The sequence below is a fragment of the Corynebacterium kroppenstedtii DSM 44385 genome, assembly GCF_000023145.1.
Classification (GTDB): domain Bacteria; phylum Actinomycetota; class Actinomycetes; order Mycobacteriales; family Mycobacteriaceae; genus Corynebacterium; species Corynebacterium kroppenstedtii.
This window is the reverse complement of the sequence record NC_012704.1, coordinates 1,742,705-1,760,976: the sequence shown is the minus strand read 5'-3', so window position 1 is coordinate 1,760,976 and position 18,272 is coordinate 1,742,705. Positions and strand designations below refer to the sequence as shown.

The window sequence follows — 18,272 nt, the reverse complement described above, 5'->3', positions numbered from 1 at the left end:
CTTAAGGATGGAACCCATGACTTCAGCGGAGCCGACACCACTTCATGACATGGCCCCACCGCCGGACCCCATCCTGATGGGCTTCCGGGCAGATCGCGGAACCCCCGAACTCTTGGGGCGCGAATGGGGGTACGGGTGGAAAGTTCAATCCGCCGTTCTTCGACGCGCACACCATGCGGATACGGCAATTTGGTCGGCGAAAATGCGCCACAAATTGAAGCCATCGGGGATTGGCGTCGTCCGCCCACTGAGCTCCTCTGATGGACGCTACATCCTCGGAGGGTGGCACGCGGATACATGGGTACAGGGGCACCCCGCTCCGCGGTTTGATGAAATCGCCGCCGCATCGCTTCTGCTGTCGGAATCGATCGACCAGGCGATGGGGGTGGGCGGAAACGACCGTTTCAGCGAGAACCCACTTCCGCAGATTGACCTCGACGAACGCCCGTGGACAACGCAACACCTCTTCGCCGCAGCCGATCAGGCGGCGTTTTCCGAGGACCCATCGCAGGTGATCGCGCCGGGGCTCGACGTCTCCGCAGTGGCGAGTTCTACCGTTGCTCAGGCATTGGAGTTGGCGTCCTCGGTGGCGGCATTGCGTGACGAAGTGCAGGCTCCGAACCGCGTGGTGTCCTCCGACATGGTCGGGACGACGGTGTTTGATGGTTCCTCCCCGGCCGTTGTGACCGAGATTCCGCCGGTGTTTCATCCGCATGCGTGGCCCGTTGCGTTGACCGTCGTCGACGGGATGGCCTGGGGAAATGCCGACGACGGTTTAGCAGCGCGGTGGTCACACCTGCCGGACTTCGACGAAATGATGGTTCGCGCGGTGCTCTATCGGTTGTTCGTCCACGCGCTGCATCCCGATGCTAAGGAGAGCTCACTGGTGGGGTTGGGACGCATGGTTGAGGTCGTCCGTGCGCGTCGCGGTTCTGGGGCGCGCACGTCGTAGGGCAGCGGTTGCGTCGAGCGTTTCTAGGTGACGTGAACGAAAAATGATCTAGCGTGTCCTAACCAAGTGCAATAATCAGCACCATGTTGACATCGACGCCTACACGGAGACCGCTCCACATCCACCCGACTAAAGAAACTGCCGCTCACACTGAATTCCAGTGGCAGGGGATAGCGTCGGACGTTATCAACTTAGCAGGCTCTTCATCAGGGACGTTTGTGGTAAAAGGTGGACCCGGTGCCGGGCGTTCGTCGTTTTTACGGGATGTTGCCCGGGCGGAGATCATGTCCGGCACAAATCCGGATTCGATCTTATTTCTCACTGCGTCGAAAGAGGCTGCTGTACAGACTAATCGGTGGCTTTTAAGTGCAATCGAACAAGGGTTCGATAATGATATTGCGATAGAGAGAGTGTTTTCCGGCTCGATCGCCCGGTCAGTGCACTCGTTTGCTTTTGCTGTATTACGCCATCAAGCGGCGCATACACCGGGAGCGCTTGCTCCGCGCTTATTAACAGGTGCAGAACATGACTCTCTGGTTCGTGACATGCTCCGTGAGCACAGCGAAAGAGGGGCGGATATATGGCCAGAGCGGTTGCGGTCTGCTCTGACAACTCTTGGTTTTGCCCGTCAGCTCCGTGACTTTTTGCTACGTGTGGCTGAGCGGGGGTGTACGTCGGAGGAACTTCGGCAGTATGGCCAGGGCTGTTCTCGTGATGAATGGAGTGCTGCCGCTGACTTTTACGATGAGTATCGAGCCACGGCTCGTCTCATGGGGTCGAATGCTCTTAACGCTTCAGAGCTCGTCCGTGCTGCAGTTGATGCCCTGGACAGTGATGAAGAATTAGCAGAGTCGTTAAACTTCGATGTCATTCTTATCGACGATTCCCAGTTCTTCGATCCTCTGTCGTCAGAGCTGGTGGAACGTTTCCGATCTCGTGCGCGACTAACGCTAGTTGCTAGCGAGCAATCGGAATCAGTGTTTCGATTTCGTGGTGGCAGCACGACGTACGCGGACAAGCTGGCGAAAACAGAAAATACTATCCATTTGTCGGGGACCAAACGACTGGCTCCTCCGGTAGCCGAACTGGCTGCCCGCGTAGCCGACGCGACGCGCCACCCCGAAAGCTTAAGGTGGGCGAAAGAAATCCGGCATCAGGACGCCGAGCGGTTATCCGACCATAGTGCCGAATTCGGTGAGGCCGATGTGCGGGTTCTTGTTTCACCATCTGCGGAGGTCGCTGCGGTGGTGGATCGCGTTCGGCGCGCCCATATCGTCGATAATGTTCAGTGGAAAGACATTGCCGTTATTGTTCGTTCAAAGAGTCAAGCTGCACCGATGAGGCGGGGGCTATTGGCGGCGGGGGTGCCAGTAGCTGATGATCCCACGGAGATTGTCTTGTTGGAACAACCGATGGTTCGGGCAATTCTGCAAGCGGTCAGGTGCGCGGTTGGTGAAGACCTTACAAACGACGAGCTAGAGCGACTGGTCCTCAGCCCGATCGGTGGCGGGGACCCAATTACCTTCCGCTGTATTTTGCGCGGTCTTCGTCGTGGGTTCATGAAAGTTGAGTTTGATAATCCCGTAAGAGCGGCTGAGCTGACGGCCATAACTACGACCGACGATGAAGATTACGGCCGCTCGGTTTTTCGCGCGATTGATGCCCTGCGGTTCATTCTCTTAGGCGGTGAGCTTATTGATCTCACAGAGAACCTCACTGCCCGGGAAAAAGATCTGATCATGCGGGTGCGCAGCGTCATTCAAGCTGGTCAGGAAGCCTTCTATGGCGGTGAGAGTGTTGAGGCAATCTTGTGGGCGGTATGGGATGCAGCTGGTTTGTCGGAAGCGTTGGCTAATCAATCGCTACGGGGCGGTGCTGTGGGATCGATGGCCGACCAGCATTTGGACGCTGTCATGTCTTTATTTGATGCCGCTGGGGATTATGTTGAACGTCATCCACACAGCACGATAACCTCGTTCGTTCGATTTATCGTGGAACAAGAATTACCGACGGGGGCTCGTGATAGACGTGGTCCGGTTCGAGAAGCGGTCGACGTGTCTCCGGCCCACGCCACCGTAGGAAAAGAGTGGGATACCGTCGTCGTTGCTGGTTTACAGGAAGATGTATGGCCGTCGCTGTCCGAGACGGGAACTATCTTTCGGCAAGAAGAATTTGTTGATTTTTTGGATCGTGGTGTCGAACCGGGCCGTCCCGAGAATAGGCGTGGCCGGTATGACGATCGCTTGGCTGAAGAGCGCCGCCTGTTCTTGGTAGCAGTGACACGCGCACGCCGATCCTTGCTGGTGACAGCTGTAGGACCTCATGTCTCAGACGACGGAACAGTTGATAGCGACGCAGATATACGCTCCCGGTTCTTGGAAGAGCTTGCAGGCGATCAAGCTTTAGCGAGTTCGCACGGTGAGCCCGATGCTGAGTCCTCTGATAGTGCTGACTTACGAGCTCTTACAAGCAGCGGTGGGTCGCAGACTCAGTCCCCGCTGTCAGTACTTCCAGAGTGCGAATTTCCACGAGTTCTATCACCGGATTCCCTCATCGCCGAACTTAGGCGTGTAGTTGAGTCTGAGGACTCGTCTGGTCATGAGCGACACCATGCTGCTCGGCAGCTAGCCCGTCTGGCTTTAGCGGCGGGTGACGCACCTTCTAGGGAATCGGTGATCACAGCAGCCAACCCTGATCATTGGTGGGGTGTTCAGGAGTTATCGACGACTAAGAGTCTGCATGACCCCGAGACTGCGTACTTTATTAGTCCATCTCAGGTGGAAAGATACCTCGAATGCCCGCTTGAGGCTTTTCTACAGAGTGTCGAAACCGCAGGGCGCGATACTACTGCAACTCTGCTAGGTACATTAACCCACATGGCGGCTGAGGCTATGGAGCGCGGGGTCGATGAGGGGGACGTTCGCGATGTCTTTTTAGCGACAGTACCTCGTCTTTTAGGGACTCTCACGTGGAAAAAGCACGATCAAATCGATAAGTGGACGGACATGTTCGACCGTCTGGTGGAAAAGCTACATCTTCGATATGCGGCTGTAACCGGCCACGCAGAGGTTGAACAAGTAATTGAGTCCCGCATCGGCCAGACAAGCTCAGGCGACGATGTCTATGTCAGAGGGAAAATTGATCGTCTCGAGATCAGTGACGTTGGAAAGTACTACATTATCGATTTCAAAACAGGCAATCAGGTAGCAAAGAATATACCTGATAATCCACAACTCAAGACTTATCAGACCGCGGTGGCCAAATCGATAGATCCGCAGAATACTCCCTCCAGCTCTGTGTCCTCCCTGTCTTCTTCTCGTATGTCGGAGGAATGCTCAGCGGACAATTGTTTGGCAGGTGCGGAACTTATTTACCCTCATAAAAATCCGCGGAAGCCTACTGTCCAGGATCCGTTGACAAACGACGATGTTGACGCATGGGCTAGCCAGCTCGTTGATCTTGCACTTGTTATGGCGGGTCCACACTTCGCTGGCAGTTCTGATTCTCAACCAGATCAGAACTCTCGCGCTCGTTCCCTTAGCCGTGTGCTGGTCAGAAAGTCCGCATCGGCCCCGAGTTTCACCCCGTCGAATATCGAAGACGCCGATTAGCTCGATTCCGGAGTCTACGTTTTCGATGCCTAGCACCATCTTCCATCAACCATATTTATGAACACCGTTGTTAAAGAGATTGGATGATATCACCATGCCCCACATTCCCGATGGGATTGCTTTTCACGCGAAAGACATTGCCGAGGCGTTACACCGCCCTGCACCTACACGCGAACAAACCGCTGTCATTGAGGCAGATTTAGAGCCACAGCTCGTTGTCGCAGGCGCGGGTGCTGGAAAGACCGAGACGATGGCAGCACGTGCGGTCTTTCTCGTCGCTAATGGATGGGTATCCACGGATCAAATACTGGGCTTAACATTCACCCGAAAAGCAGCGGGTGAACTTAATACTCGTATTCGCCATCGTCTCACTCAACTGGCTGCGACCGACCTCATCCAATCCCTTCCTCCGAATGACCCACGCCGGAAAAACATGCAGGACATCCAACAAACGGTGGTCACCTATGACTCTTTTATGCAGAAGGTCGTTCACGAATTCGGTCTCCTCTTGCCTATTGAACCAGCTGCTCAAGTAGCTGATGGCCCGGAACAATGGTTAACCGCTAACCGAGTCATCAGCGATCTCGGATACGAGGATGAGTCCGATGACTGTAGCTTTTCACAGGCAAAATCGACCGCCAGACAATACATGCTCGCGCTGTCTGAAGCGATGGACAACCACCTGGCGACTCCTCAACAAGTGATTGACGAATCCCAGGCCTTTATTGACAACGTCGTGAACGCAGAAGGCGTTATTTCCACACGCGGTGCAAACCGTGGCCGGTTGAAAAGCGATGTAAGTAAACTCTGTACACCGCATCATGATCGCTTGATGCTTCTTAAATATCAGCAAGAGTTCTACAAGAGACTCTCTGACAAACTGCTGATGACGTATGGACAGATTACTGCAAAAGCTACGCAGCTAGTTCGAAAGTATCCTGAGATAGGGCAGGAATTGCGTATGCGGTACCACGCTATTTTCCTCGACGAATATCAGGACACCAACTACGCACAGCATGCTTTTTTAAGTAGTCTTTTTGGTTCTCAGTCTGACTTAGAGGAAAAGGGTTCAGTCGATAAACCTGTTGGGGTGACAGCGGTGGGGGACCCAATGCAAAGTATCTACGGTTTCCGTGGTGCAAGCCCCGGCAATTTGTATCAATTCCTGGATGATTTTCCCCGGTACCAGGGTGGTGTTCTTGTCCCCTGTGAAAAGAGAGCTCTCTCTCAATCATTTCGCAACCCGGATGAAGTACTCGAACTAGCCAATGCTATATCGCACGATGCCTTGTCTGGTGGGGAAGGCTGTGGCTTTGATGCTGTTGACGCTGACTCTTCGGCACTTGCACCGACGTTGAGTAGCGGTAAAAAAGGGAGCGCTGGGGTCGTCTCCGTGAAATGGGCTCTAGATGAGCGCGATGAAGTCGAGTGGGTTGCCGACGTTTTTGAACAGGAATACCGATCTGCGATGCAGAATAAGTCACAGGGTGAGCCAACTAAGCCATTTACAGGCGCGATCCTTGTGCGAAAAAACGACCACATAACCCCATTTGCTGAAGCTCTTATGAAGCGAGGCATTCCCGTTGGTATGTCGCCAGACTCACTCGATGACATCCCCGAAGTCAGGGAGGTCTTGTCTGTACTGCGAGTAGTGGTTGATCCAAGTGATGATGAAGCTACGCTCGAAGTGCTCAGTAGCCCGCGATGGCGGATGGGAACCCGGGATATCAAAACCCTCAGTAACAGGGCTAAGGACCTTGCTCGAGGATCCGACAATCAATCCGGGACGAGGAAATCGAAACACAAAGAAATTGATTCCATCGAAGTATTTGAAGAAAAAGCTAACGAGCTTGAACTTCCGGGAGATGGAACGGAAGTTAGTCTGGCTGATGCAATTGCGGATCTTGGAATATCATCAGACCAGGGAAATAAATCGGCGTTCAGCAATGAAGGGCGCATGCGGTTACAGGCATTATCAGCTGAACTGCGGTGGCTGCGTCGGCAGAGTATGACGGTGCCGCTTCCGGACCTTCTTGCCCAGATTGAGAGCACCTTAAGCATCAGAACTGAGGTGCTTGCTCGCCAAGATCCGTCCGAGGATGGTGCCGCAGGAACCATTCACCTTGATCGACTACGTGATGTTGCCGAAGACTTCACAGCACATGGGGGAAGTACACAGGAATTTCTCGAGTATCTAAGAGCGGCGGATGAGGCACCGGGAACGACTATAGAAGCCGGAGAAGTCTCTGTTCATTCGGATCAGGTTCAAATTCTCACTGTTCACAGTGCGAAGGGATTGGAATGGGATGTCGTTGCTGTTCCGTTTTGTGATGACTCAACGTATAACAGTCCAGATCTAAGTTCAGGTTCGAAGCAGAAGAAGGGAAAGAAAAAAGGAAACTGGACCGGGACGTGGTTGCGAAGCTCGAAAATTCTGCCCTCCGCGCTCCGAGGCGACCCCCGTTCACCCGCTAACCCACTAGGCTTCCCTGTATTCAAGGACACCGAGCTGGCGACATGGAAGGACATTCAGTCAGCAGAAAAAGAATATAAAAAAGAGATTCAGAGCGTTGACATAAGGGATTCTGATTTCCTCTTTTACGTAGCCATCACTAGGAGTGCGCGCCGACTGCTTGTTTCCGGGCACAGTGTTAACCCAGCTAGTAAAAACTACCTTCAGAAGTCACACCGCTTCTTTCAGGTCCAGAACATCGTCGCAGGCAAATTGGGCATTGATGTCAATGCGCGTTTCGAAGAACTCCAAGCAACTCATGCAGAGGAGCCACTTCGGATCACAGCACATTCCGGTGGAGATCACCCAACGTGGAACCTCGACCTCACGGAACCGCCTTTAGAGACCGTGAGTGATGAACCTCAGAGTGAAGCTCCTATATGGCCATCCGATCCGCTAGGAGAGCGTCGTGAAGCCGTCGACAAAGCAGCTGAGTTAGTACGGGCAGCTATGGAAGATCTCAAGGCTGAGTCTGCTGACCCCGGAAAGGGCTACACGCCACAGGCGGACCCCGGTACTTTGGCCGCCACGTGGGAAAATGAGACCACCGCACTGATCGAAGAAGCACGAGCCGCCTACGTGAGCCACACCGATGTTCCCCTCGGTTTGGAGTTGACGACCTCGGAAATGATGCTAGCTTCAGCTGACCCCGAAGCATTTGCGCGTCGTCGTGCTCGGCCAGTGCCCTTCAAACCCAACCCATACGCCAAGAGAGGCACGGCATTTCATAACTGGTTGGAGGCAGAGCTGGGCGGTGCCTCTGCGCTCATCGACGATGATGAATTGCTAGGCGCAATGGAGGATAGCGACGACGATATTCCTATCTCTCAGCCCGAACTCGATCACCTCAAAAAAGCATTTATGAAGTCACCATGGGCTGGGAAAACAGCGTGGGACGTTGAACGCCCATTTACTCTGAATCTGGGAGGCTACTTCATCCGTGGCCGCATGGATGCCATCTTCAAGAGCGAGAAGAATGGCACACCAGAATGGTTCATCGTCGACTGGAAGACTGGTAAGAAACCTACTGGTCAAGATATGAAAAGAGCAGAGATCCAACTTGCGATGTATAAAGAAGCTCTGCGCCGACAGTTAGCTGACACAGGTACACCGAACGCCACTATCAGGGCAGCTTTTCACTACGTCAGGCTTAACGAGACCTACGAACCCACTGACTTACCATCCCCGGACGAACTCGCTCAGAGTGTCCTTTCTACACTGGACGACTCAGATAATGAACAATCTGGCGATAGTATGCAGTGAGTAACCGTGTGAACGTGCGACGTAATGGGGGAGGACAGTTTGCACCTGTCCCTGAAATTAGCCACGTTCCAAACCAGCACACCGACCACCAGCGAGTAAGGAGAATGAAACGCCATGCGGGTGATACATAATGCGTGAGCGCTTCAAAGTGCGCGGGGATCAGGCACCCCTTAACAATTTGCCCGTGCATGCGCTGGTCAACATCGTCCGGATTCCTTCGCAAGCACCTTTGAGTCCTTGGTGGCTGATCGTTCGTCGATTCTTCTATGCGCTGGTCCTGCTCCTTGTAGCATCGGTTATTTGTTGGTTGGACAAAGACGGGTACTCAGAGCACCTGACGTTCATCGATGCGCTGTACTATTCCACTGTTTCCTTGACAACAACAGGGTATGGCGACATCACACCCGTCACAGAAAACGCGCGCATTGTCAACATCCTGGTCATCACACCAATGCGTATCGTATTCCTGGTCTTATTGGTCGGTACGACACTGTCCGTCTTAACCGAAGCATCCCGTCGAGCATTACAAATCCAAAGGTGGAGGAGACACTTGCGTAACCATACTGTCGTCGTCGGCTACGGCACCAAAGGCCGATCCGCCGTCTCTGCCCTCGTTGAAGACGGGCTTCCCCCGAGCCAGATCGTCGTCGTCGACACCGACAAAGATTCTTTGGCCGCCGCCGAAAACAGAGGTCTCGTAACAGTCAACGGGTCCGCCACCAAAGCCGATGTCCTCCGCCTAGCAGGTGTGTCGCGGGCCCGATCAGTGGTTGTCGCGCCAAATATGGACGACACCGCCGTCCTCGTCACGCTATCGGTCCGTGAAATTGCCCCCTCCGCCACTATCGTGGCCAGTGTCCGCGAATCAGAAAACGTCCACTTGGTGCGGCAATCGGGCGCAGACTCAGTTGTTATTTCCTCCGAAACCGCGGGCCGAATGTTGGGCTTGGCCACGATGACCCCCTCCGTTGTTGAGATGATGGAAGACCTCCTCAGCCCCGATGAAGGATTCTCCATCGCTGAGCGCGTCGTACGAGACGACGAAGTCGGCGGCCACCCCAGAAACCTCTCCGACATCGTGCTCGGCGTGGTGCGGTCCGGCGAGCTGTACCGCATCGATTCCCCCGAAGCCAACGTCGTCGAACAGGGCGACCGGTTGCTCTACGTGCGGCGCGTGTATCCCGCCGAAGTCAGCGACGGACAGGCAAATACCCCACGCAACCCCAGCGCGAAAAATGTGAAACCCCGCAAGTCCGGGGCGGAAAAGAAATAGCAAGCTTCTACGACGATGGCCAACCATGGGAAGGAGAAGGATGGCCCCTTATCGTAGCCCCCGCAATGGGGCAGGGAATCGCCTTAACCTCTCACTCGAGGAACTCGATTCCGATCAATACGAAGCTGCAACTGCCCCACGAGGCCCCCTCGCCATCGTCGCCGGAGCAGGAACCGGCAAAACACGCACGATCACCCATCGCATCGCATATCTGATAAATCAAGGATTTGTTACTCCACAACAAGTCCATGCCGTCACCTTCACCACCAAAGCTGCCGAGGAAATGAGAGAACGCCTCCGCATCATGGGCGCAGGCGCAGTCCAAGCACGAACATTCCACGCTGCAGCCCGCAAACAGCTCTCCTACTTCTGGCCACGAATAGCAGGCGACCTGCCGTGGAGAATCCTCGATGACAAATTCCGCATGGTGTCCAGGGCACTTCGCCACACCGGAATCAAAGCCGGGAAAGAGACCATCCGCGACGTCATCGGTGAAATCGAATGGTCCAAAGCTAGGCTGATTTCCGCCGCCGACTACGAAAAACGTGTCGAACAACTCCACCGTGAGCCCCCCATTGCGGCAGACAAAGTTGCCGACGCGTACCGCGTCTACGAAGACATTAAGGCGACACCGGAAGGCGTCTTCCTCGATTTCGACGACCTTCTTCTCTACGTCGCCGGTGCAATGGAAAACCTGCCGGAAGTCGCAGAGGAATTCCGCGCACGATACCGAAGCTTCGTGGTCGACGAATTCCAGGACGTCACGCCCCTGCAACAACGCGTGTTAGACGGGTGGTTAGGAGACCGCGACGATATCACCGTCGTTGGAGACGCAAACCAAACGATCTACTCGTTCACTGGCGCCGATCCATCATTTCTACTTCGGTTCCCCCAACGCTTCGAGAATGCCACCGTCGTCCGGTTGCAGCGCGATTACCGCTCCACGCCCCAAGTCGTCGGCCTGGCCAACAAAGTTATTTCTCAGTCACGCGACGGAGTATCAACGGCGGATTTCACACTCGAAGGGCAACGCCCCGCCGGCCCGGAGCCCGTCTTTGAAGAATTCGACGACGAATCCCTGGAAGCCGCCGTCGTCGCGCGCAGAATTCGCCGGCTCATTGAATCCGGCGTCCCGCCGTCGGAAATAGCAATACTGTTCCGGCTCAATGCGCAATCGGAAAAATTTGAGCACGCCCTGGATGAAGCCAACATCCCGCACCACGTCCGCGGTGGAAAGAGCTTCTTCGACCGCTCTGAGATCACCGGTTCACTGGCAGCCTTAGAGCGTCTGGCCAGTGCTCACATGGAGTCGGGGACTATTCACACCGGCGATGCGCTGGTTTCGGACATCAAGGCCGTGTTGGCTCGCCAAGGACTGTCCGCCCAAGCCCCGGCCGGAGAGCGGGCACGCGAGCGGTGGGAATCGTTATCCTCCCTCTACCACCTGATCGCGGATATTGTTCACGCCTCGCCCGGCGCGGACATGCCCGCCGTGATGAGCATCCTCCGCGAGCGCGCCCAATCGAACCGGCCCCCAGCTGGGGTAGAAGGCGTCACCCTGGCGACGATCCACGCTGCAAAAGGCCTGGAGTGGGACGCCGTATTTGTCGTTGGCCTTGTGGAAGGAACACTACCCATCCGGCAGGCTATCGCCCTGGGATCGTCGGCAATCGAAGAAGAACGCCGATTACTGTATGTGGCGGTGACCCGTGCGCGTGAGCATCTGCAACTGAGCTGGTCGCTGGCACGCGAGTCAGGGGGCAGGGCATCCCGGAAACGCACGCGGTTCCTTGACAGCATCGCCCCGACGTCGAAGAGTTCGGCTGACCACCGGCGGAAAAGGAAGCGTAGTTCACGCTTGTGCTCGGAGTGCGGGGCCACGCTACAAACCCCAGCCGAGAAGGTGATGGGGCATTGCAGCAGGTGTGGCAACGACGTCGACGCCAACCTTGTTGACGCTCTGCAGCGCTGGAGGCTAAGGCGCGCGCACCAGCAGAGAACGCCTAGCTACACCGTGTTCAGTAATGCCACCATGATGGCCATTGCCGAGCAACAACCATCCACCGCACAAGAACTCCTGGACATCAGCGGCATTGGCCCCGCGAAACTAGAACTCTACGGGGACGATATTCTCCGCATCATCGCTGATTCAACATAAGGCGGAGGATTAAGAAGGGGGTTGACGTAACCAGCAAACGGCGATGTTAGATCACCGCGCTGTTACAGCCAGCGCGGACCGATAATGCCGCACACAGGGCAATGCGAGTCCCTGGGAATCGGTGTCCGCACAACCTCCAACGTCCGAGGATTCATACTTATCGACGCGCCCACCGTCGGCGGGGTCGGGAGCGACGGAAGAGCGAGCCAGTCACTAAAGACCGACCACTGCGCCGAGATGATCCCGCGGGCGACAGTGACCATCTCGTACGTGAGCGTTAGCGTGCCAGCACTGCGGCCAGAAATCGCCTCGTCGACCAGATCAGGAGACACCGTCGCCATATGCATACACAGCGGGCACCCGCTGGCATTGCCGACTAGATGTGCGGATGACCCGGTCATGGCAGGGCCAATCCTGAGCGCACCATCACGAATGGTCACGAATAAATACGGCTCATCGACGCTGGCCAGCAGACCGGGGGAAGGTACAGCCACCGCAACGTTACTCGCCCGAGGGTGGTGCGTTCCGAATCCCGTGGTTCATTCGGCTCAGGCAGGTCCGTGTCGGACGCCAGCGCCCCGCCGGTAGTCTCAACAACGTTGGGCGAAAGGGTGCGCTGACCGGGGAATATATCGGCAAGTACGTGCGACAACGGCTCTACAGCAATGATCCTGTGTGGGGGCGTGACGCTCGTTCTGCTTTGCCCGGGGCGGACATTTCCAGCAACTAGCAGGGGAGTGCGCAGGAGTTCGTCGATAAGGGTGAGTGCGAACGATGAAGACACCGCCCGCTCGATTCTGCCGATAATTGCCGACGTCGGTTGCGGCGATGAACAAGCGAGGAGTGCCCGGGCGACGCGCTGGGCGGTGGGTCGGTCGGCCATGGGAATGACTACCGCCGTAGAGGTGTCTGCACCGACGCGAAGCCACCCGTCGGGTTGAACAAAAACGCGGGTCCCGGATGATAAGCAGATAGTGTGTGGCCACCGCACGGTGCTCCCCCTTGGTTTTGTGAACGATTCATTGATCTGGATTTCCCCCGGCTGTGCTCTGCGGCACAGTGCTATGTGTAGTGTACCGGCACCCCCTTGGCCACACTGTAGAGTGAAACTATGCCCCCCAGAGTCAAGCGAGACGTCGCTACGGTCGTGGAGGACTTTGCGCCAGAGGTAGAAATACGTCTGTCGTCGCGGAGGAAGAAAACATTGTCCGCCCGCCGAGAGTCTGGTCGGATCGTCGTCATGGCACCGGCGAGAATGTCGGCCGCAGCGTTGCGTGATTCTGTTGAGTCCCTTGTTCGTAGGGTGGAAAAGAAATCGTCCGTCGCGGATAAGTCAGATGACGATCTCCACCGGCGGGCCCGTCGTCTGAATGCGAAATATTTGGAAAACCGTGCGGAATGGACGGATATTCGGTGGGTGACCAATATGGAGCGTCGGTGGGCTTCATGTTCCACGGATACGGGGAGAATTCGGATTAGTCATTACCTGAAGGACGTTCCCGATTACGTCCTTGACCAGGTTATTGTTCATGAGCTAGTGCATACCTTCATTCCGAACCACTCGGCAGAATTTTACGCGTGGGCGCACCGCATTGATTATTGGGAGCGCGCTGATGGGTACTTGGAGGCTTACCAGCGGTGGGGCCGCGGAGGTAGACAGTCCTCGTAGTAACGACGACGATCCGCGCCGAGTCCAAAGGATGGACTAGTTGAAAGGCGGCCTAAGCGGTGCGTCCGGTGTGGCGTCGAGCACTAAGCCCCGTCATGATCATCTGTGTGGCCAGAACGGCGCCGACCCCTTCGCCGCATCGGAACCGAAGAGCGAGCAGAGGCTCCAACCCCAAGTGCGTAATGACGGTGTGATGAGCGGCTTCCCGGCTTACGTGCCCCGCGACCAGGTGTGATTGAACCGCGGGATTAATCTGCACCGCAGCCAACGCGGCCACAGAAATAGCGAGCCCATCCAAGACAACGACATGGTGATTATCCAACGCGCCCAAGCACAGTCCGGTCGTGACCGCGAACTCGGGCCCGCCGAACTCGGCAAGAGCATCAATAGGGGAGGAGGGGTGAACGCGCGACAGAGCCTGCCGGGCAACCTCGCGTTTCCGCTCCATCATGGCGGTATCGGAGTGGGCGCCAATGCCTACAGCATCGTCGACATCAAGCCCGGTGAAATGCGCTGCCACAATGGAGGCAGGAGTGGTGTTCCCGATTCCAACCTCACCGACGGCAAACAGCATGGGTTCAGTGAATTCACCGGCAAGTTTCCGCCCGTAGTCAACAAACGCGCGGGTATCCGCAGCAGATAGGGCCGGGGCTGTAGCGATATCCCCACGCGCATCGTGAGCGTGGACATAACGAATAGGATGGGCACAATCGTTGCGTCCTTCGCGACATTTACGGTTCCGCTGGTCACCGTGGCTTGAATCGCCCTCAATACCCGCGTCAATAAGAAGCGACGGGATTCCTGCTCCAGCTGCCGTCGTCACACCCAGGCTTTCTCCAACGGCTGACGCGTCCATAATTTCCCGCGTGACGGACGGCGAAAATGATGAGACACCATGCGCTGTCACGGGATGGTCAGCCCCGATAAGAATGTGCTGGGCGTTATGTATATCACCGACCGCGGCAACTTTGTCCATGGTCGTATCCAGGATGCCCAGCGAACCGGGAGGGGTGAGAAGCCGGTCGGAAGAATCGTGAGCTGCGACAACATGCGCCTGATCTGGCATATGGCCGTCATCGGGCGTCGCGATCGCATTTGCTGGTGACTCGGCTCCGTCGCGCCACCCATTCCGCATAATGAGGTTCTCAACGGGAAGTTTCTTGGACCACGCACGCCGCTCGAGCCCAGGCGACGGCGGGCGCTCGTCCGGCCACCCCATGCACATCCACCCCAGCGTTTCAACCCCCTCGGGCAGATGCAGCAGCTCGGCCAGGTCATCGGGGCGGAATAGTGTTACCCACCCCATACCGAGCCCATAGGCCCTCGCGGTCAACCACATGTTCTCGATGGCTGCCGCTCAACTCCACAGGTCGGTATCAACAAAAGTGTTGCGCCCCAAGACCCCGGACGCTGGGGTTCGCCGATCACAGGCGACCACAATTCCCAGCGGTGCCTCCTTAATCCCGTCGAGTTGCAGGTCAAGCAGCCGCTGTTTCCTATCGGGTGTCAGCAGCTCGGCTTGTTTTAGCTTTTCGACGTCGGCCAGCATGGCGGCTTTATCGCGAAGAGCGGGATCGTCGACGATGATGAACCGCCATGGCTGGCTATGTCCGACGCTAGGTGCAGCATGGCCAGCGTCGATGACAGTTCGGACAAGGTGGTTAGGCACCGGTTCTGAGCGGTAGCGGCGTATATCGCGTCGTGCTCCAATAACGCGGTCCAACGCAGCACGCACGTCCTCTGGCAACGCCCATCCGTCTGGTTTTTCAGCGCGCTCGGTGGCTGAGGTTGTATCGCCTATGACGGGGGTCGGGCGCTCCCATCGACGGTCGTTATTCATGTGCTGCTTGTCTTCCGCTGTGAATATCTAGTGTGAGTATGTCGTGCGAGTGTCTATTTGTCGTCGTCGCCGGACCCATCGGTGTTGTCTTCATCACCGCCACTCGAGCCCTTCCCGCGGGTAGAACCATCCTCGTCTGCATCATCGCCATCACTAGGTGTGTTACCGGACTGTTCATTGAGTTCACGCTCTAATTTTTCAATTTCGCTAATAGGGTTGAACTCGTCGTCGTCCGATTCTCCCAGAATGCCGTCGATGAATTCGGCCGGATGGGCGATATCGTCAGCCGTGGGAAGGAAATCGGGGTGGTCCCACACATGGTCACGTCGATCAATACCCACCGCAACAGTGAGCCGCCGCCACAGTTCTGCCGCTTCGTCGGCGTGGCTAGCAGAGAAGTCCAGTCCGGTGTTCCCCGCCATGTTTTCCAATCCGGGTTTCATCGCGCGCCGGGCTGACCAGGATTTTTGGATCGACTCCATGACCGGGATGCGGTCGAAGAGAGCGTCGGCAAGAACGTTGTCCACCCAGCCTTCAACGAGGGACAGCATGGTGTCTAACTGGATGCCCGCGTGTTCATTCGAGGCGACAATTTGGGGCGAGAGATCCATGTTTTGAATCTGCTGGAACATGTCTTGCATCCGCGATGGGTCCGAGAGTGCCTCGGGGTCAATGGACCGGGAGGCTTCTTCCATCGCGGACGTATCCAGCGACAGTCCACGTGAATACGTTTCGACGGCGAGAAGCAGACGCTCTTCGAGCCACGGAACGTAGGCGAATAGTCGCTGGTGGGCTAGTTCCCGTGCGCACAGGTAAATAAGCACCTCACGCTTGGGTTTGTTAAATTCCTCGGCAAGAGTGCTCAGCTGGCCAGTGAGCAGTGCGCTGCCATGCTTCTCATCTAAGGAGAACCCCCACTCGGAGACGCTCGTGACAGAGGTGGCAATATCCCCCAAGATGCGTCCCAGTTGCATCCCCATGTTCATGCCACCGACCTGGGCTAACATGCCGAGCAGCGAACCAGCCATCTGCTTCGCTTCTTCGGGGAGGGCATCCTTTTGTGCTTCATTAAGGCTTTCTGCCACAGGATTTATAAAGCGCTTCCAGGTGGGGAGCGTGCGGGACAGCCACTCCGACGGATCCCATACTTCAGGGACTTTTCCGTTGCTCGGCAGGATCGTCGCATTGCTGAGCCACAGTTCGACCAGGCTCGTGGAATCTTCGACGGCCTTCTGATCAGACTGTCGGACAGGTGCCGGGTTGGATTGCTTAATGGTCTGGCCGGCAATCTTATCGGCCATCGCAAAATTGATGGGGCCTTTGGCATCAGGGGAGTTCATCGAAGACCCCATCCCAGACAGCATCGTCCCGAACTGGCTAAGAATGTCGCCTAAACCGCCCTGACCAGAGGATCCACTTACAGCGAAACCGCCGGGAAATGCGCTAAAACCGGGTATATCGCCAGCCGAGCCACCACCCATATTGAAGAATGCCTCAAAAGGGTTACCGCTGCCACCAGGGGAGTTGCCGCCATCATTGTCTTCGTGGCGTTCATTGCCGCTATCCCCGCGACCACTGTTTCCGCTAGAAGGATTGCCCTGGCCGCTATCGCCGTTCTGGTTATTGTTGTTCTTGTTGCTGTGGTCGTTACCGTCGTTACCGTCGTTGTTGTCGTTATTGTTCGAAGAAAAACCGAAGCCGTGGTTACTCATACCCTCTACGGTACCGGCTTTGGAAAGCATCTCTCCACATGCTAATAGCGAACGGCCGTCGTCGTTGCTGGTGTGGCATCCGGTACGCTTGATCGCTGTGAGTCTGCGCAACAAGACAATTATTCTCGGTGCAATTCCCGTGGTTGCGTCTGCTGTTGCACTGAGTTTGACGGAAATCCCCGGCACCTCGATTGATCTTTCTGTGCCCTATGCTGCAGAAGGTCCTGGTCCGACATTTAATACGCTGGGCACAACGGGCGGTAAGAGTGTCGTCGACATTTCGGGAACAAAAACCTATCCGACGTCCGGCCATTTGAATATGACCACGGTGTCTGTTCGTCATGGCATGTCGCTGCCACAGGCGATTACTCGGTGGGCAACAACGAACGACACACTGGTTCCGATTGAGCAGATTTTCCCCTCCAATCAGTCGCCGGAGGAAGTGAATAAGGAAAATCAGGCCGCGTTTGCGTCGTCGGAAAATAATGCGACGTCCGCAGCGATGAAGTACCTTCATCGACCGATGGCGGTCACGGTGATGTCCCAGCCCGAGGGGTCCGACCAGATCCATAAGGGGGACATCATTGAGGGGATCGATGGCAAGGAAATCGACCAGCCGCAGGATCTGGTCAAGGTTGTACGTGACCATAAAGTGGGAGATCAGGTCACCCTTCAGGTTCAGCGTGATGGCAAATCCGAGGACGTCTCCGTTCCCGTGCGACAAGGGGAGTCTGATGACACTCCGATTTTGGGCATCACCATCAAACAAGAGCCTGCCGACGGGACGACGATCGACTACCACCTGGATGACATTGGTGGCCCATCAGCGGGGCTGATGTTTACTTTGGCGGTCGTCGACAAGCTGACCCCCGACAACCTTACCGATGGGAAATTCATCGCAGGGACGGGCACGATCGACGCGAACGGTGACGTTGGGCCGATCGGTGGAGTCTCCCACAAGATTGACGCTGCGAAGAAGGCGGGGGCGACGATGTTTATGACTCCGTCCGATAACTGTACGGAGGCGCTGTCGGGTGATCATGATGGCGTTGTGTTGGCGAAGGTCAATAACCTTTCCGACGCTGTTGCCGCGTTGAAAGAGGTCAAGGCGGGCAAGAAGCCGAAGAGCTGTTCGGAGTAACGGACCGCGGTATTGGCAATCGGCGTGTCCTGTGGCAAGCAGTTGGCGATCGTTAGCGATCAGAGGAAAATGTACAACGCCCGCTCTCTCAGGATGCCGTGTGCCGCCATAATGCTGTGTGATCGTGGAGAGATGGGGGTT

The 18,272-nt window shown here is 56.2% G+C and carries 10 protein-coding genes and 1 pseudogene; 7 read left to right on the top strand and 4 right to left on the bottom strand.

The genetic code is table 11. From position 1 onward, the window contains the following. Positions 1–16: 16 nt before the first annotated feature. From CKROP_RS07340 to CKROP_RS07320, 5 genes are all read left to right on the top strand, one after another. On the top strand, positions 17–952 hold the full coding sequence (locus CKROP_RS07340; RefSeq protein WP_012732097.1) for a TIGR02569 family protein: 936 nt from the start codon (positions 17–19) through the stop codon (positions 950–952). Positions 953–1,035: 83 nt separating this feature from the next. Next, on the top strand, positions 1,036–4,563 hold the full coding sequence (locus CKROP_RS07335; RefSeq protein WP_012732096.1) for an ATP-dependent DNA helicase: 3,528 nt from the start codon (positions 1,036–1,038) through the stop codon (positions 4,561–4,563). 94 nt (positions 4,564–4,657) lie between these two features. After that, positions 4,658–8,338, top strand: coding sequence for an ATP-dependent helicase (locus tag CKROP_RS07330; RefSeq protein ID WP_012732095.1), 3,681 nt, complete (start codon positions 4,658–4,660; stop codon positions 8,336–8,338). A 130-nt stretch (positions 8,339–8,468) separates the two neighbouring features. Continuing rightward, positions 8,469–9,611, top strand: coding sequence for a potassium channel family protein (locus tag CKROP_RS07325; protein WP_012732094.1), 1,143 nt, complete (start codon positions 8,469–8,471; stop codon positions 9,609–9,611). A gap of 40 nt (positions 9,612–9,651) precedes the next feature. Further along, positions 9,652–11,769, top strand: coding sequence for an ATP-dependent DNA helicase UvrD2 (locus CKROP_RS07320; protein WP_012732093.1), 2,118 nt, complete (start codon positions 9,652–9,654; stop codon positions 11,767–11,769). A 62-nt stretch (positions 11,770–11,831) separates the two neighbouring features. Here the strand turns inward: CKROP_RS07320 and CKROP_RS07315 are convergent, their stop codons facing one another. Together CKROP_RS07315 and CKROP_RS07310 are read right to left on the bottom strand one after the other, a co-directional pair. Beyond that, positions 11,832–12,209 carry a hypothetical protein gene (locus CKROP_RS07315; protein WP_012732092.1) on the bottom strand — a complete coding sequence of 126 codons (378 nt, stop codon included), beginning with the start codon at positions 12,207–12,209 and terminating at the stop codon, positions 11,832–11,834. After that, complete coding sequence (locus CKROP_RS07310) at positions 12,206–12,760, bottom strand: hypothetical protein (RefSeq protein ID WP_012732091.1); 555 nt, start codon at positions 12,758–12,760, stop codon at positions 12,206–12,208. Before CKROP_RS07310 ends, CKROP_RS07315 begins: the two co-directional genes overlap by 4 nt. A 120-nt stretch (positions 12,761–12,880) precedes the next feature. On the opposite strand from CKROP_RS07310, the gene CKROP_RS07305 reads away from it, so the two are divergent. Next, positions 12,881–13,438 carry a M48 metallopeptidase family protein gene (locus CKROP_RS07305; RefSeq protein ID WP_012732090.1) on the top strand — a complete coding sequence of 186 codons (558 nt, stop codon included), beginning with the start codon at positions 12,881–12,883 and terminating at the stop codon, positions 13,436–13,438. Between the two features lie 52 nt (positions 13,439–13,490). On the opposite strand, the pseudogene bluB reads toward CKROP_RS07305, so the two are convergent. Together bluB and CKROP_RS07295 are read right to left on the bottom strand one after the other, a co-directional pair. After that, a pseudogene (bluB, locus tag CKROP_RS11945) lies at positions 13,491–15,278 on the bottom strand (5,6-dimethylbenzimidazole synthase). A gap of 53 nt (positions 15,279–15,331) precedes the next feature. Continuing rightward, positions 15,332–16,990 (bottom strand): zinc-dependent metalloprotease, encoded by a 1,659-nt coding sequence (locus CKROP_RS07295; protein WP_041629479.1) that lies wholly within the window; start codon positions 16,988–16,990, stop codon positions 15,332–15,334. A gap of 97 nt (positions 16,991–17,087) precedes the next feature. Between CKROP_RS07295 and CKROP_RS07290 the strand changes: the two genes are divergently transcribed. Beyond that, positions 17,088–18,131: a YlbL family protein gene (locus CKROP_RS07290; RefSeq protein ID WP_012732086.1), complete on the top strand. Its 1,044-nt coding sequence runs from the start codon at positions 17,088–17,090 to the stop codon at positions 18,129–18,131. Positions 18,132–18,272: the final 141 nt, after the last annotated feature.